The 19,428-nt window shown below is 33.3% G+C and carries 7 protein-coding genes; 4 read left to right on the top strand and 3 right to left on the bottom strand.

Features of this window, described 5'->3' with window-relative positions:
- The first annotated feature begins 4 nt into the window (after positions 1–4).
- A complete protein-coding gene (gene acs, locus LX78_RS08880; RefSeq protein ID WP_109682313.1) occupies positions 5–1,912 on the top strand; it encodes an acetate--CoA ligase in 1,908 nt (635 codons plus the stop codon).
- Between the two features lie 77 nt (positions 1,913–1,989).
- Here acs and LX78_RS08875 read toward each other — a convergent pair whose 3' ends face one another.
- Positions 1,990–2,715 (bottom strand): DUF6090 family protein, encoded by a 726-nt coding sequence (locus LX78_RS08875; protein ID WP_146192558.1) that lies wholly within the window; start codon positions 2,713–2,715, stop codon positions 1,990–1,992.
- Between the two features lie 443 nt (positions 2,716–3,158).
- Between LX78_RS08875 and LX78_RS08870 the strand changes: the two genes are divergently transcribed.
- From LX78_RS08870 to LX78_RS08860, 3 genes are read left to right on the top strand one after another with little or no spacing between them, the layout of a single operon-like run.
- Complete coding sequence (locus LX78_RS08870) at positions 3,159–4,001, top strand: tetratricopeptide repeat protein (protein ID WP_146192557.1); 843 nt, start codon at positions 3,159–3,161, stop codon at positions 3,999–4,001.
- Positions 4,002–4,011: 10 nt separating this feature from the next.
- Complete coding sequence (locus LX78_RS08865; RefSeq protein WP_109682310.1) at positions 4,012–8,028, top strand: T9SS type A sorting domain-containing protein; 4,017 nt, start codon at positions 4,012–4,014, stop codon at positions 8,026–8,028.
- Positions 8,029–8,084: 56 nt separating this feature from the next.
- Complete coding sequence (locus LX78_RS08860) at positions 8,085–13,547, top strand: GEVED domain-containing protein (protein ID WP_109682309.1); 5,463 nt, start codon at positions 8,085–8,087, stop codon at positions 13,545–13,547.
- A 38-nt stretch (positions 13,548–13,585) separates the two neighbouring features.
- Here LX78_RS08860 and LX78_RS08855 read toward each other — a convergent pair whose 3' ends face one another.
- Complete coding sequence (locus LX78_RS08855; RefSeq protein ID WP_146192556.1) at positions 13,586–14,398, bottom strand: hypothetical protein; 813 nt, start codon at positions 14,396–14,398, stop codon at positions 13,586–13,588.
- 164 nt (positions 14,399–14,562) lie between these two features.
- Positions 14,563–19,428, bottom strand: a 4,866-nt coding sequence (locus LX78_RS08850; RefSeq protein ID WP_342766616.1) for a LamG-like jellyroll fold domain-containing protein, incomplete at its 5' end; no start/stop codon positions are given.

The raw sequence follows: 19,428 nt of genomic DNA, 5'->3' as shown, positions 1-19,428 counted from the left end.
CATTATGAGTAATTATCACATAAAACATTTAGAAGAATATTATCAAGTTTATAGAAAGTCCATTCGTGAACCAGAAAACTTCTGGGAAGAAGTAGCCGAAGAACATTTTCTTTGGCGAAAAAAATGGGACAACGTTTTAGATTGGGATTTTACAAAACCAGAAGTAAAATGGTTTGAAGGTGCGCAACTAAATATTACAGAGAATTGTATCGATAGACATTTGGCAACCAGAGGAGACAAAACAGCCATTATCTTTGAACCTAATAGTCCAGACGAAGAGGCAGAACATATTACATACAAGCAACTATATCATCGCGTAAATCAGTTTGCCAACGTATTAAAAGAACAAGGCATTAAGAAAGGTGATCGGGTTTGTATTTATGTACCTATGATTCCAGAATTGGCTATTTCTGTGTTAGCATGTGCACGAATAGGAGCTATCCATTCTGTGGTGTTTGCTGGGTTTTCAGCTAAAGCCTTGTCAACACGAATTAACGATTGCGATTGTAATATGGTTATTACTGCAGATGGCTCGTATCGAGGTGCAAAAACCATCGATTTAAAAGGCATTGTAGACGAAGCTTTAGAGAGTTGTCCTGGTGTTAAAACTGTTTTGGTAGCTAAGCGTATTCAAAGCGAAATCATTATGAAAGAAGGTCGTGATACTTGGTTACAGCCTTTATTAGATAAAGCTTCCAATCAGTTAACTGCAGAGGTCATGAATGCAGAAGACCCTTTATTTATTCTGTATACGTCTGGTTCTACAGGGCAACCAAAAGGTATGGTGCATACCACAGCTGGATATATGGTTTATACTGCTTATACTTTTAAGAATGTATTTCAGTATAAAGAAAATGACATTTATTGGTGTACTGCAGATATTGGCTGGATTACTGGACATAGCTACATTATTTATGGTCCTTTAGCTAATGGAGCAACAACCGTTATGTTTGAAGGTGTACCACATTATCCTGACTTTGGACGATTCTGGCAGATTATAGAAAAGCACAAAGTGAATCAATTTTATACAGCACCAACAGCCATTAGAGCTTTGGCAAAACAAGGTTCGGAATTGGTAGAAAAATATGATTTATCTTCATTGAAAGTTTTGGGTTCTGTAGGCGAACCTATTAACGAAGAAGCTTGGCATTGGTATAACGACCATGTAGGTAAAAAGAAAAGTCCAATTGTAGATACCTGGTGGCAAACAGAAACAGGAGGCATTATGATTACACCTATTCCTTTTGTAACTCCAACAAAACCAACTTATGCAACACTTCCATTTATTGGTATTCAACCAGCTTTAATGGATGAAACAGGCGAGGAGTTAAAAGGCAATCAAGTGGAAGGAAGGCTTTGTATTAAATTCCCTTGGCCAAGTATGGCAAGAACCATTTGGGGCAATCATCAGCGCTATAAGGACACCTATTTCTCAGCATTTGAAAACATGTACTTTACAGGAGATGGCGCTTTGCGTGATGAGGTTGGTTATTATAGAATTACAGGACGTGTGGACGATGTAATTATTGTCTCTGGTCATAATTTAGGAACAGCACCAATTGAAGATGCTATTAACGAACATCCAGCTGTAGCTGAATCTGCTATTGTTGGTTTTCCACATGATATTAAAGGCAGCGCCTTATATGGTTTTGTAACTTTGAAAGATGCAGGCGAAAGCAGAAATCATGATAACCTGCGAAAAGAAATAAACCAGCTAATTGCTGATAGAATTGGTCCCATAGCCAAACTGGAAAAAATACAGTTTACTGAAGGTTTACCAAAAACTCGCTCTGGGAAAATAATGAGACGTATTTTACGTAAAATAGCAGAAAAAGACACGTCTAATTTAGGAGATATTAGTACGTTATTAAATCCGGAATGTGTGCAGGATATAATGGACAAGGCTTTATGAAGTAAAACATGAGATAAATTTATTTAAAATGCTTAAAATAAAGTATTTATAATTTTATATGTTTTTTTTTACTTGCGTTATTTTTTATCTAATCTTTTGTCAATAAGATGTATCATAGAAGTTGCATTTTCTATAAATGAATCTAATCCTTTAATGGTACCAGTATAGTGCATTAAATAATAGAGAGAAGCGGTATTCTTATATTCTGGATTATTTAAAGTATAATCTATAAACCCATCAAGATTATTTCCTGAAACAAAACCTGAAAACCAGTTGTATTTCTGCCATAATTCTAAAGTTGAATTCACTAGTTTTTCTGTTGCAGAATCACCAGTATGAAGTCGTGTTAATTGATTGGAATAAAAATGAGTGATTTTTAATGATAAACTATCATTTCTTAAGCTTGAAGTGTTACCAAAATTTTCAAGTAAGTTATATCCTCTTTTCTCAATGGTTAAGGTTCTATAAGATAATGCCATATACACACAATTTGGACATTCTTTATAATCTTCTTTAGTCATTTCATCGTTCATGACTTTCTTAAAGTATGGTTCAAAATCCTTTTTGGTCTTTAACATGCCATTGAGTTCATCAATATCACTTTTTAAATCCTCAACAATTATTGAATAAATACCATTCAATATTTGCTCTTCTTTTTTTCTTTCATTCCAATTATTAATCTGTAAAGCAATTAAAATGCCAATAACGACCAGAATGATTTCTCCAATGGCGTACTTGAAATACCTACCTGTTTTTCCTTTATCCATGAGGTTATATCTTATTTTTCGAAAGAATTTTATCATTGGTTAGAGGTTGGGTATTATGAAGCACAACTTGTTATGTGTTTTTTAAAGATAGTCATATTCCAAAAGATTTATGTGATATGAAGTCAAATTATTATTATAATAAGTGAATAATGAATAGGTTTTTGTACATAGTTGAGTTTTTTGAGGATTTAAGATGTTAGAGTTTTGCAATCGTTTTAGTACTTTAATCACTTATTTAACTTCTTTAGTGACTATAAACTAATTAAATAGGTAGCTTCAATGTTTAGACCTTATAATTTCGGGAATCACTCAAAATGCTATTATTCAATAATTTATTATATAAATAAAACAGGAGTTAATTAACACTAAACTTATTAAAAATTAATTGTGAATAAGTTATGTGTTTGATATAGAAATTGTTAATTATTATAAAATATTTCTAAGTATATTTATTAAATAAGATTCTAAATATAATTTAATTGATTAATCTACAACGTTTTCTAACCATCATCTGCTTCTTATGTTTGACACAAGCCTATTCTCATGGCGATTTAGACAAACGTATTTTGGCAGTTACAGAAGAAATTAAAAAATCACCTGATAGTGCACAGTTGTATTTTAAGCGTGGAAAGCTGTATTATCAGCACGACGATTATCAATTAAGCATAAAAGATATTAACTATTCCATAGATTTAGGGTATCTAGATATTGAGCAGGAACTACTACTTTCTAAAAATTATTTTGAGCTTAAAGATTATACAAATGCACTTCTATTTGTCGATTCTATTTTAAATAAGTCGCCAAACGATGTGGTTTTTTTAAAAATTAAAGCACAAACATTATTTCAGGATGCTCAATATGAAAAATCTGCTATTTATTTTGAAAAAGTCATTAAGTATAGTAGTAAAACTTTTCCTGAAAATTATATTGATGCTTCAGAAGCCTGGTATTTAAGTCCAAATGATAAGGCATTTGATAACTCTATTTCTATTCTGAATCAAGGTATTGAAACACTTGGACAGATTATTTCTTTACTTGAAAAAAAGGTGGAATTGTATATGGCAATAGACGATTTTGATATGGCTATTGAAAGTCAGGAATCCATTATTAAAACTTTAAATAGAAAAGAGCACGCATATAGTAAATTGGCTGAATTATATATGGGTAATAATGACTTTGAGAAGGCTGAAGAGGCCTTGAATTTGTCAGAGAATAGTATAAAAATATTACCACTAAGAATACAAAATACTTCAAATATAAAGTCCCTTAAAGAAGAGATTAAGCAAAAGAAAATACAGATTACAGATACAATAACCAACTAACAACCAAGACATGAAACTTTATTTAAAAATTTATTTACTGACTCTACTAGGCTTTTTTAGCTTATTAGATATTTCAGGACAAACCACTTTAATTAATTATGGATCTTCGTGGTCTTATTACGATTTGCAAAATCAACCAGCCGATCAAGGAGCTTTCGATTGGAATGACCTTTCTTATAATGATGGTACTTGGGCTACAGGAAATACACACATGGGATATGGTGATGGAGACGAAGCAACAGTTGTTAATAGCAATACCTATACGTTATATGTTAGACATAGCTTTAATGTTTCTAATCCTTCTATGTATGATTCTTTGAATCTTAATTTAATCTTTGATGATGGCGCAGTTGTTTATTTAAATGGGGTTGAGGTCTGGAGACAAAATATGCCAGCAGGAACGCCTACTTATAACACATTTACTCCATCCATTGGAACTGAAAACGGTTCGGCTTCAACAGCGATAACGAATTCACTAGTTACTGGAACTAATGTGCTTTCGGTAGAAATTCATCAAGCCAGTTCAAGTAGTTCGGATATTAGTTTTGATTTTCAGTTAAGTGCCAATACGCCTGGATCTGTAAATGTAAACAGAGGGCCTTATCTTCAAAAGGGATCTTCTAATAGTATGGTAGTTAGATGGCGTACTGCAACACCTACAGAAACGGTTATTAATTATGGAACTTCTTTAGGTTCTTTATCTTTGAGTTATTCAGATTTAAATTTAAAAACAGAACACGAAGTTGAGTTAACAAGCTTGAGTGCTAATACAATTTATTATTATGAATTAGCCAACAATTCTACTGTAATTGTTCCTGAATCATCAAGCATGTATTTTAAAACACATCCAGTTGTAGGCTCATCTCAGCCAGTTACATTTTGGGCATTAGGTGATGCTGGAACAGCTAATAGCAATCAACGTGCTGTAAGAGATGCTTACTACAATTATATAGGTTCTAATGTTACAGATGGTATCTTATTTCTTGGAGATAATGCATATAACGATGGAACGGATTCGCAATATCAAAATGCCGTGTTTCAGAATATGTATGAAGATAAGCTAAAGAATTCAGTGGCTTGGTCAACACTTGGTAATCATGATGGCTATTCGGCTGATTCAAATTCTCAAACAGGACCTTATTACGATATATTTACGTTTCCAACGAATGGAGAATCAGGTGGATTAGCGTCTGGTACAGAAGCTTACTATTCTTTTGATTATGCGAATATTCACTTCATAGTTTTAGAATCTTATGAAACAGATCGTTCGGTTGGTGGAGCCATGTACAATTGGGCTTTGAATGATTTACAAAATACTACTCAACAATGGATTGTTGCCATGTGGCATCATCCACCATATACAAAAGGATCTCATGATTCTGATACCGAAACGGAGTTGATTCAAATGCGTCAAAACTTTTTACCTATGTTAGAAAGTAATGGTGTTGATTTGGTGCTTTCTGGTCATAGTCATTCTTATGAGCGTTCTTATTTCCTAAATGGTCATCATGGTACTTCTAGTACTTTTAATAGTGGTACCATGACAGTTGGTGCTAATGGAGCTGGAGATGGTAAAATAGATGGTAATGGTGCATATGTTAAAAGTCCTGGTAGTCCTGATGGAGCTGTTTATATTACAGCAGGTTCTTCTGGTAAAATTTCAGGAGGAAGTTTAGACCATAATGCCATGTATGCCTCTTTAAATCAATTAGGTTCTTGTATTTTAGAAGTTGATGGAAGCACACTTGATTTAAAGTTTATTACTGATTCAGGAACAATTACAGATTATTTTACCATTCAAAAAGGATGTACAGTTGGTGCAAGTTGTGATGATGGAGATCCATGTACAACTAATGATGTGTATGATGCTAATTGTGGATGTACTGGAACACCAGATACCAATGACGCTGATGCAGATGGTGTTTGTGATTCGGCTGATTTAGAAGTTAACTCACCTTGTCCACTGGATGTAGATAGTAATGGTGTGTCAAATGATAGTGATGGTGATGGCATTGCAAATTGTTTAGATTCTGAACCAAATTCTCCTTGTCCTAATAATGTGGATGCTAATGGTGTTTCTTTAGATTCAGATGGAGATGGTGTTTGTGACGATGATGATATTTGTCCAGGAGGAAATGATAATAATGATATAGATAATGATGGTATTCCAGATTTTTGCGATAGTTCTAATTGCTTACCTCACATTACAAATTTTAGCACAAGTAATTTATCGCATTCTGGTACTGGATCAAGTAATACATCTGCAACTATTCCAATAGATGGGCAGGATATTTCATTTACTATTTCTGGATTAGATCAAAGAACAGGTGGAAAGCCTACAAATCGATATATAGAGCAAGTTACTATTACTTATGTAAATGGAGGTGGATCAAACCAAAATTACGGTGTGTTTGATGCAGGGAATGGTAGTTCAGTAAATGTTAGTATTTCTGGAATTGTCCAATCTGTTACAGTTAGTTTAGCTGATGGCTATGATGGAAATTCTTCTACTAATATGAGTGTTAGTTTAAGTTCTGTTAATTACTGTATTGAAACTATTGTTTGCAGTGATAGTGATGGAGATGGCGTATGTGATCCAAATGATCAATGCCCAGGTTTTGATGATAACATCGATTCTGATAATGATGGCATTGCAGATGGTTGTGATCCTTGTAATGATTTAGTTGATACGGATTCAGATGGCATAAGCGATTGTGTAGATCAAGAAATTAACTCACCATGCCCAAATACAGTTGATGCGAATGGTGTATCAATAGATTCAGATGGAGATGGTGTTTGTGACGAATTGGATCAATGTCCAGGTTCAGACGATAGTCTAGATTCAGACAATGATGGCATTCCTGATGGTTGTGATTCTTGCGATAATAGTTTAATAGGTACAGCTTGTGATGATGGTGATGCATGTACTGAAAATGACGTATATGATGCGAGCTGTAATTGTGCAGGTACATCTACACTAGACTCAGATGGAGATGGTATTTGCGATGGAGAAGATCAAGAAATTAACTCGCCTTGTCCAAGTACTGTAGATGCCAATGGTGTATCAATAGATTCAGATGGAGATGGTGTTTGCGATGGTTTAGATCAATGTCCTGGTTCAGACGATAGTATGGATTCAGATAATGATGGTATTCCAGATGGATGCGATTCTTGCGATAATAGTTTAATAGGAACTTCTTGTGATGATGGTGATGCATGTACAGAAAATGATGTTTATGATGCTAATTGTGGATGTGTTGGAACTCCAGTTGCAGATAATGATGGAGATGGATATTGCAGCACAGTAGATCCAAATGATAATGATCCTTGTGTGCCTGATTCTAATTCGCCAACATGTAATACTTGTGCGCCAGATTCAGCTTCATTTTCTAATAGCACATTAACACATTCGGGTAGTGGATCTAATAGTACAACATTAAATTTACCAGCGAATAGTCAAGATGTTTCATTTATGGTAAGTAATTTGAATGCTGAGCAAAGTGGAAAAAAGAGCAACAGATTTATAGATAGAGTTGTTGTTACTTATGTTAATGGTAGTGGATCCAATCAGACCTATGGAACTTTCTTTGGATCAAGTACGAGTTCTGTGAATGTTAATATTTCTGGAGGTGTTCAATCAATTACTATTAACCTTAATGATGCTTACGATGGTAATGCAGGAGTTACTATGAGTGTCAGCTTAAGTCAGGTAGCTTTTTGTACTGTTGGTGGTGGTTCTGCTAGAAGTACTTCTTCAACAGATCTTAGTTATAACAATATTAAAGTGTATCCAAATCCAGCTAATAATATTCTTAATATTGAATGTAGTGATTTTAATGGAGAGAAAATTACTGTCTCTCTATATAATATTTATGGTCAATTAGTAAAAAGATTAGATTTAAATGGGTCTTATGATGATGCACAAGAACTAAATGTTAGTGATTTATCAGAAGGTCTGTATCTATTACGAATGTTTGATAGTAAACAACAAATAATTAAAACAAAACGTATAATAATTAAAAATTAATTTAAGTCTTTGGTCACCTTAAAAGTCTAGTATATATTATTTAATAGCAATCACTTATGAAATTGAATTTAAAAATTAATTTGTTGATTTTAATAGGTTCTTTGGGCTTATTAAATGTTTCAGCACAAACAACCTTAATAAGTAATGGGTCTTCATGGTCTTATTACGACAATCAAAATGAACCTGCAAATCAAGGACCTTTAGATTGGAACGATAGTTCGTATGATGATAGTGCTTGGTCTTCAGGTAATGCACACATGGGCTACGGAGATGGAGATGAAGCTACAGTAGTGAACTCTAACACACTTGCATTATATGTAAGACATAGTTTCAATGTTGTTGATGCATCACTCTATGATACACTTTCTCTCAATTTAACTTTTGACGATGGTGCTATTGTTTATTTAAATGGTGTAGAAGTTTGGCGACAAAATATGCCAGCAGGCGCACCTTTCTATGGAATTTTTGCTTCTAGTGTTGGAACTGAAAACGGAACAGCTTCTACTAGTATAGTAAATAGTTTGGTTTCAGGAAATAACGTTTTGGCAGTCGAAATTCATCAAGAAAGTGCAGGTAGTTCTGATATTAGTTTTGATTTTGAATTAGAAGCACTAGCAGCTTCAAACTTTCTAATTGCTCAAGACGGATTGTGGAATTATTACGATTTACAAAACCAACCTGCAGACCAAGGCTCAATAATTTGGTATGATACAACGTATGATGATAATTCTTGGTCTTCAGGAAATGCTGAATTAGGTTATGGTGATGGAGGAGAAGCTACAGTTATTAATAATGCAACTGAAACAGCCTACTTTAGAAAAACCTTCAATATTCCTGATGCATCTTTATATAACGATTTGGTAATGGAAGCTATTAGAGATGATGGTATGATTGTGTACATAAATGGTACAGAAGTTTGGCGAGATAATATGGATCCAGGTCCAGTGGATTACAATACGTTTGCAAATTCGATTGTTGGTGGTTCTGCAGAAAGTACTTGGATTTATCAAGCTATCGCAAGTAATTTAGTTAATGGCAATAATGTGATTGCAGTTGAGGTTCATCAGGAAAACGCTGGTAGTTCTGATATTAGTTTTAATTTTAGAATGCAAGGTTTTGCAGCTTTACCATCTGAAGTTATTCGTGGGCCTTATTTGCAATCTGGAACTTCTACTTCAGTAATTATAAAATGGCGTACCAATACATCTACGGAATCTATTGTTAATTATGGAACAGCTTTAGGTTCGTTAAGTTCTAATGTAACTGATAATACCCCAAAAATTAATCATGAAGTTACTCTTTCAGGACTAACACCTAATACCAAATATTATTTTGATATAGCTGATGGTGATGGTGTTTATTTAGCAGAAGATGCTGAAATGTATATAAAAACAGCACCTCCAATTGGTACAGACCAATTTGTAAGAGCATGGATATTAGGTGATGCAGGAACAGCCAATCAAGATCAACGAAATGTGCGTGATCAATATTATAATTATGTGCAAAATGAAGCTGTTAATCCTGACTTAACCGATATGATGTTGTTCTTAGGAGACAACGCTTATAATTCGGGAACTGATACAGAGTATCAAGCGGCATTGTTTGACATCTATGATGATATGCTAAAAAAATCTGTGGCGTGGTCAACATTAGGAAATCATGATGGTTATTCAGCAGATTCTAATTCACAAACTGGTCCTTATTACGATATTTTTACCTTTCCAACTAATGGAGAAGCAGGAGGATTAGCTTCAGGTACGGAAGCTTACTATTCGTTTGATTATGCGAATATTCATTTTATAATTTTAGAATCTTACGAAACAGATCGGTCGGTTGGAGGTGCCATGTATAATTGGGCTCTAAACGATGTTCAAAATACAACCCAAGACTGGATTGTAGCTATTTGGCATCATCCACCTTATACAAAAGGATCACACGATTCTGATAATGTAGGAGACTCTAGTGGTGCTATGCGTGATATGAGAGAAAATTTCTTGCCAGATTTAGAAAGTAATGGCGTAGATTTAATTCTGTCTGGTCATTCACATTCTTATGAACGTTCCTATTTTTTGAATGGTCATTATGATATTTCTAGTACTTTTAATAGTAATACAATGACAGTTGGAGCTAATGGATTTGGTGATGGAAAGACTGATGGTGATGGTGCTTATGCAAAAAGTGCAGGAAATCCTGAAGGAGCTGTTTATATTACTGCAGGATCTTCTGGAAAAGTAACAGGAACACTTACTAGTCATAATGCAATGTACGCATCGTTATATCAGTTAGGCTCATGTGTTCTTGAAGTTAGTGGTACAACACTAAATTTGAAATTTATTCGTGAAACTGGTGCTATTACAGATTATTTTACCATTCAAAAAGGTTGTACTGCAGATGTGCCAACTGGATTGTCAGTATCAAATATTGGTTCAACTACAGCAACGGTAAGTTGGGATAATGTTGCTGGAGCATCTTATGATTTAAGATACCGAGAGGTTGGAAGTCCAACTTGGATTACAAATTCGGTTTCTTCACTATCAAGTGATTTAACAGGTTTATCTAGTTTAACTGATTATGAAGTTCAAGTAAGAAGTGTTTGTGATGTTGGAGTAAATTCAGCATATACTAGTTCTGTGCTTTTTACAACATTAGGAGTACCTGTTTGTGCAGCAATTGTTCCTACAGGATTATCAGTATCAAATATAACCACAACCACAGCAACCATTAGTTGGGACGATGTTCCTAATGCGACTTATGATTTAAGATATCGTGAGGCTGGAAACCCAACGTGGATTACAAATGCAGTTACCTCACTATCAAGTGATTTAATAGGTTTGACTAGTTCAACTCTTTATGAGGTTCAGGTAAGAAGCACTTGTGGTATTGGCGATAATTCAAATTATTCAAGTACAGAATTTTTTACCACATTAGGAATTCCTGCTTGTACTGGAACTCAAATTACCACATTCCCTTATTTAGAAACTTTTGATTCTGGAGCTGGTGATTGGACACAAGCTACTGGTGATGATGGTGATTGGACATTAAATTTTGGTAGTACACCTACGAATAGTACAGGACCTTCTAATGATATTACAGGTGGAGGTAATTATTTTTATACGGAAGCACATGATATAGGTACAAATAATACAGCTATTTTAATTAGTCCATGTTACGATTTAACGACGCTTACAGAAGCAACTTTTTCATTTTATTATCACATGTTTGGAAGTACTATGGGAAGTTTAAACCTAGAAATATCCTCTGATAATGGTGATAATTGGTTAAACATTTTCACAAGAAATGGTGCTCAAGGAAATCAATGGAATTCTGAAAATATTGACTTAAACAGTTATATAGGTCAGGTTGTTAAATTTAGATTTATAGGAACCATAGGAAATGGAGGACAAAGGAGAAGTGATATGGCAATAGATCAAATAGGTTTAGTTGGCCCTTCTTATTGTGCATCAAATGGAAACGATACAAGTGATGAATATATTGGTCGTGTGCAATTAAATACTTTAGATAATAATTCAGGTGCAGGAACAACAAGTATTGGTTATTCAGATTTTACTGCTAATCCAGCTTTAAGTACAGATTTGTCATTAGGTACACAATATACTATTACCATTACACCAGTTTGGACAGGAGCTGCTTTTAATGAAGGATATTCAGTTTGGATTGATTACAATGCTGATGGAGATTTTGAAGATGTAGGTGAGCAAGTTTGGACGCAAGCACCTACAACTGCGTCATCTGTTTCAGGAAGTTTTACAGTGCCAACAGATTTTCATTATGGCTCAACACGTATGCGAGTAGCTTTAAAATATAATGGTATACCTACAGAGTGCGAATCATTTGGTTTTGGTGAAGTTGAAGATTATACTATTAATTTAATGTATGATGGACTGTTATATAGAAATAATGCTTGGATACCAAATCCGCCATCTAGTGGAACAGGAACAGATAATGCGCTTATTTTAAACGGAACTTATTTTGTTATTTCAGATATTCAATTAAATAATTTATTAATCAATCCTGGTGCAGAAGTTGGTGTATCTCAATCTAATTCAATTACTTTAAATGGGGATTTGGTTAATAATGGCGATTTAACTCTGAATTCAGTTTCGAATGAATACGCAAGTTTAATTGTTTCTGGAAATGTTTTGAATGATGTTGTTTATAAACGTCATGTAAATATTAATACAGCAGGAAACGATTTAATTTCTGCGCCAGTAACTGGTCAAAACTTTGGAGCTTTTGCAGCTTTAAATCCAAATATTTTTTCGAACCCATCAAATCTTACTGAAAAACTTTTTGGACCATTCGATAAAGTAACAGAGACTTATTTAACTTATGATACTGATATTCCAGCAGAAGCAGCAATTACTTTAGAGCCAGCAATAGGTTATCGTGCTGCTTCAAATGATAATAGTACCTTCGAATTTAAAGGGATTGTTAATACAGGTAGTGTCAATGTTAATATATTAAATGTTGGAAGTACTTATCCAGAATGGAACCTTATTGGTAATCCATATCCTTCATATATAAAATTATCAGATTTTTTAAATACAAATATTAATGAGTTTTTACCTGTAAGTGCAGCTGTTTATGGCTATGATGGAGATGCTTCTAATGGTTGGAAAATATGGAATTTAGCATATTCATTATCAAACCCTAATGCCATTATTACACCTGGACAAGGTTTTCTGGTCTCCTCTAAAATAGGAGGAGGAACAATGGTGTTTAATCCGTCATTTAGAACAATAGCAACTGGAAACAGTCTTATTGATGATGATTTTATTGACGGCAGAATAATCAATAGATCAAATGACATTTCATATTTAAAACTTGAAATCAATAGTAATTCGAATGTTTATGAAACTGACTTATATTTAACAAGTAATGCCTCTTTAGGTTTGGATGTAGGTTATGATGCAAGTGTTTATGGAGGAGTTGCTCCAAGTTTTGCAATCTATTCTCAATTAGTTGAAGAAAACCAAGGTCTTGATATGGCTATTCAGTCAGTCAGTTTAAATGATTTAGATAATAATCTTATTATTCCACTAGGAATTAATGCTTCTCAAGGGATGCAAGTTGGAGTAAGTATGTTAAACAGTACTTTACCGAATGATATTGATGTGTATTTAGAGGATAATCTAACCAATACATTTACATTGCTTAATTCAAACAACTATACATTTACTGCTGATACAAATATTTCTGGTATAGGTAGATTCTTTTTGAGATTTGAAGCGAATACTTTGGGTACTAATGTAAATAATATAGATGCTTTAATAGTGTATTCAACTGCTTCACCAAAAGAAGTTGTAATTAAAGGTTTAATTACAAGTAATACAGTTGTTACTTTATTGGACATGCAAGGCAGAAAAGTATTAACACAAACTTTAGAACTAGATAAGAGCAAACAGACAATTAATGTGACAGATTTAAGTTCAGGAGTATATATAGTCCAGTTGAAAAGTAATACACAAAATATAAATCAAAAAATTATAATTAGATAAAATAAAAACCGTGATGCTAGTATCACGGTTTTTATTATTTATTTTAGAACAATGGTTTTACTATGCTGAGTTTCTTGATTACTTACTTTTACAATGGCAAAACCTTTATAGTTTAATTGTAAAGGAATTTTTACTTCTTTAGAATAGATGTTATTTATTTGATTAATTTTTTGACCAGTTATTGAATAAATATTAATGTTAGAAATTATTGAATTAGATTTAATTACAAGTTGATTTGAATTAGATAAATAAGTAATAGAATTTAGTGCTTCATTATTATACTCTTCTAAACTTAAAGCTCCATTTGAAATTTCGTTGTTTACAGTAGCGTTTGGATTTGAAAAAGTAATAAAAAACCTATTTATATAATCACCATTAGTTACATCTAGTACGAAATTGCTTTCATTTATTCTAGTATAAGTATTCTCTAAATTATCAAAGACATAAACATCTATTTCTTCATTAAAATTTTCAAGACTATTTAAAGATATTTTAATAGTCCCAGAATTTGTTAAAAAAAGTCCTAAAGGATATTGTTTTGTATCTACATAAGAACCTACACCTTGAATTACATAAGTGTTATCTTCAATCATCCAAAAGAGGTCATCCGGAAATTGATCAAAATTGGCACCATCATAACCATAATCTACACCATCAGTTGCTGAGTCATCAGAGGTAAACGCTAGTAATAATGGTCTAACAAAGCCATTTGGACTTTCAAAATCAATACGTACACGTTGCATAGTGCTAAACTCACTTGTATTAGAGTATTCTGATAAAGTATTAGCATTTAGGTTGGTACAAATAAAAGTTATAAAAAGAGATAGATAGATGTTGGCTATTAATTTCATCAATATTGTTATTTAAGAAGTATTATTAGGGGCTGTAATATATTATTAATTATAGTATTATCTATAAAAAGACATATAAAACCGATAAAATGCTATTAATTTTAACGTTTAAGCAAAAAAAAACGACCAAATGGTCGTTTTTTTTAAAGAAATTGGATTGGGAATTATTGATTTATTATTACTTTTTTGTTTATAGTTTGATTGTTCTCAGTAACTATTTTAATAATATAAGTTCCATCTGTAATACCTTTAACAGGAATTCTTATTTCAGGTAAAGACAAATAGGCGTGTGCATTTGTAATTTCCCAAGAATTTACTGTTTGACCAAGCATTTGAATTAAAAACACCTGTTTTACAGAAATACTATTTGGAACATTGATGTATATTTCTTCTGAACTATTTAAATAATTAACTAATAGTTGGTCAGAAATTTCATTTTCATTTACAGTTAAACTTTCAGATTGGAATGTTAGATAGAATCTATTCATATAATCTCCAGCATCCATCTCAAAATCAAAATCTGTATCATTAATTTGAGTATATGTACCTAGTAAACTATCATAAACAAATACATCAATTGGTGAATCAAAATTTTCTAAATCTGTTAAACTAATTTTTATATTACCATTAGCAGTTAGGTATAATCCTAAAGGATACTGTTTTGTAGCATCAAATTCACCAACACCTTGTATAACATATTTTTCGTCTTCAATAATCCATGATAAGTCACTATTAGCTGATTCATCATTATTCTTACCATCATAAGCCCAATCAACAGCATCGGTTGCTATACCATCTGGTACAAAACCTAGTAATAAAGGTCTTCGTGCACCTTCTGGAGAGGTAAATTCAAGACGTATGCGTTTAATTGTAATCTCTTCAGAATCTGAATTTTCTGCCGAGTTTCTAATAAATACTGAACCTTCATAAGTGTCAGCAGTAAAAGCTTCAGTTTTAAATATTCTTTGACTATTATTAAATGTTACTTGACCAGTTGATGAGCCAGCTTCAACAAAGAAACCTTGTCCAACAGGAATATATCTTTCTGGAATTTTAGTTCCATTACTACTTATTATTAAATCTGGATGTTGCACAGCTCCAACACCACCTGTGAAATTTAATGCAGCATAACCTCCTTCGTATAATTCGGTTATATGAGTTGCATTAGATGTATAATGTTCCCAGAAATATAATGTTCCAGTAATACTATTTGCACCAGAAGGTCCATTATCTATAATAAACTCTCTAGAATCTATTGCAGAAGGGTATGGGTTTCCAACTAACGACTGTCTAGTAGCTCCAATAGGAGTAGTTATTGTTCCGTTATTAGGTTTTCCAACAAACACATAATTCTGATTTGCTGTTGCATTTCCACTTCCTTTCATAGTGTATCCAAGACCAATAGGAATTGAAACATTGTTTCCAATGTATTCCCATGAATAATAATCTTGAGCAGGATTATTAATATAGGCATAAAGCCATCTTGTACTAACTTGTGCAGGGTTACTAGCTGAAGCAGTATTTGCCCCAGTCCAATTTATATTTCTGCTTATTGGGTTATTAACAGTTGTTGTACCATCTCTTAAGATACTTCCTATAGAATAACTATTACTGTTATCAGCAGCTGCATTATTTTGTGCCACTGGCGAACTCCAATAATTATAATTAAAAGCATTACTAGTTCCTTGTTGGTCACGCTCTATATATCCTAAACTTGTATTATTAAAAATACTTTCATTTACTTGACTTGCAGTATATCTTTTCTGAATTAATTGAGATTCACCAACTAAGTCTATTTTACCATCTAAATCTAAATAGTGTGTTACCCATAACATTTTACCAGTATTAGTCTCATCTTGTGGGCTTCCTGGATTAGAGATAGTCAATTCTTTATTAGTTGTATCTGAAATTAGACCAAGAACTGTTATGTCTTTATTACCAGAATCAATATTATGTGAAATCTGAACAATATTCCAATCTATAGGTGTAGAATTATCTATCCCTATACTATTTGGTACATCCCAGACTTGCCAATGAGTCCAAGTATTGTCAGTTGTCCATTGTTGTCCATCTACTCTTGAAGTATATGGTAGAGGAGCTGTTTCTTGCTGAGGTGTATAAATGTTTCTTAATTTACCGGTAACTGTTCCAGCATAAGGTGTTAATTTACCACAAGCAACTTGCATTCTGTAATAACCATCTAAATTAGCCCAAGTTAATCCTGGGATGTCTAATGGTAAAACTTCACCAGCAACAGCAGTATTATTTCTAATCTCTTGATTCATCATTTGGCGAAGTTGATTTGTTGAAATTGCTTTATTCCAAAAACGTAATTCATCCATCCAACCGTTGAAATATTTTACAGGTTTGTTTGGTGGGCTACCAGCTTGATCCATAGCTCCTAAAATACATTTCATATTATTTGAACTTGGTATAGAACCAGCAGCAGTTTTAATTAAAACACCATCAATATATAATGAATAGGTTCCTGAATTATATACGACACCAATATGATACCATCTATTAGTTGTTAAGTTATATGGAGCTGAATTTATTGAACCAGAATTATTCCAGTTAAAAAATAAACGTCCTCCATTTAGGCTTAAATCATAACCTGTTGCTAAATTATTAGCATTTCTTTTTGAAAGAATTGATTGTTGTCCCGAAATAGATTCAGGCTTAACCCAAACTTCTATACTAAAGTTACCAGACATATCATAATTATCATCGAATAAGACGTGGTCATTTACACCATCAAAATCAACGCTATCACAATTGTCTAAAGTAACATTTATACTACTTGTACATCCAGCAACAGTCCATGTTAATGTGTAAGTACCTGCTTCGCCAGTAAAAGATGAATTAGGGCTGTTTATATTTGAGAAACCATACGTACTACCACATGCACTTGGTGCAGATGTAACAGACCAGAATCCGTTTTCACCAGTTCCTGGATAATCTGTATCGCCATTAGCTAATACTGGTAAATGATAATTTGTATCCCAAACACCATTAGCATAGTTTTGTAATGCTGTTAAGGTATTGTCATAAGCTTTTAATTGTACTGTAGATTCACCACATTCTCCAGCTGTAGGAATGATATTCTCTCCTGCATAAGCTAAACTAGCACTTACATGAACAAATTCTGTTCCTTCATCACCATCTGAACGACAGCCATTAATTAATGATGTCACACCATAAGTTTGAACACCAGGAGTAATTGGTGTAATGGTCGTTGTAGAACCTGTTGTTACAACAACACCATTTTCATCTGTCCATTCAATTGTTTCATCGATTGGCGCATCAGGAATGGTAATATTGTCTAATGCCCAAGCACTATTATTTGTTCCAGAATATGTGAATTTAATTCTCAATCCTGTCATACCTATATAACTTTGTAAATCTATAGATACATGATTGTCAACTAATGTGCCTAATGTATTTCTACATTGTCCTGTAAAACCAGGTACACTTGCCAAAAAGCCTGAATCACTTGGTCCTGTGTAGTTATATGTTGGACCAGGATCTAAAGTAATATTATAATTTGCTCCACCATCAACAGACAATTCAATTTTCACCCAAGCTCCAGCTTCAAGGTAATATGCCTGATCAAATTCTAAGTGAGCACTTGTTAATCCTAAAGTATTAAATATAGGAGTTTCTAAAGTAGATAATGGTGCAATAGTATGATCTGGAGCATCATAAATTGATGTGCCACTTACAATTGCGAATTTTGTATTATCAGTAGAATCGTAACATCTACCATTGAATTTTTTTGGACCATTGGTTTCTTTCCAATAGGTATCATTAGTATTGTTACCACCTGCAGACATTTCAGCTGCACCATCAACAATCCATCCTAGATTATTAAGATTAGCTTCATTAAACATACCACCATTATTGAAGGCAGAGTTAACTCCATAAGCACTTTCTGCTTCAACTGTAACATCGGTTCCTAAACAAATATCAAATTCACTTGGACCAATAATTGTTGGAGGAACATCTGGTGGAACTACTACAACATAGACTAAGTTTGAATAAGCTTGGCATGCACCAATTTGTATTACGGCACGTACTAAAGTAGTCTGTAAAATATCATTAAAATTATAGGTATTTGTAGTATTTGAAATTGAAGTCCATGTTAAACCTCCATTTATTGAAGATTCCCAACGAACGATATTACCCATATGACCATTCAATGTTATTATGGCATTTTGAGGTTCGTCTGGACATGCAGTTACTTCTATAATGTCATCTGCAGGAGGATAAGGTAGTGTGTTTGTAAGATATCCATCAGCAGTACCACCATTTATGTTTGGACTAGTAACAGTTACAGTTGCTGTACATGTATCTGTATTTCCACCAGCATCTGTTACAGTTAGAATAATAATGTTTGGCCCTATATTAGTACAATCGAAAGTTGATTGAGATAATGAGTATGTTAGATTACCAGTTCCACAATTATCAGTAGAGCCATTATTAATTTGTGCAGCAGTAATAGTTGCAGTACCAGTTGAATTGCTTAATGCAATTGTAAGGTTTTGACAGTTTGCTACTGGATCTACAGTATCATTTATAAATACGGTTTGATCTACATTTACACTATTTCCATTTCCATCATCAAAATTCCATGTGATTATATGTGCGCCTTGTGTATTATAAGTAACAGGATTTGAAGTTGTTCCTGTAATAATACTTCCATTACAACCATCTGTTGTAGTTGGTGTAGGTGCTGTTGCAGAACATTGCGCATTTATTGTTGATAATGTTGGAGCAATTGGTGCTGTCACATCATCAATAATCACATTTTGATTTTGCGTTGTTGTATTACCATTTCCATCATCATAGGTCCAAGTCACTACAGTAGTTCCTTGAGCCGAAATAGGCAGTGTGGCGTTATGAGATACAGTAACCGAACCACCACAATTATCAGTAGCAGTAGGAGCTGTTAAAGAAGTAACAGAACATTCAGCCGTAATATTCGGTAAAGACCCTAAAGAAGGTGTTGGATCAGTAACATCATCAATAAT

The organism is Xanthomarina spongicola (genome assembly GCF_003148645.1).
GTDB classification, from domain to species: Bacteria; Bacteroidota; Bacteroidia; order Flavobacteriales; family Flavobacteriaceae; genus Xanthomarina; species Xanthomarina spongicola.
Note: the sequence above shows the minus strand (reverse complement) of the source record. Positions and strands in the feature narration are given on the sequence as shown.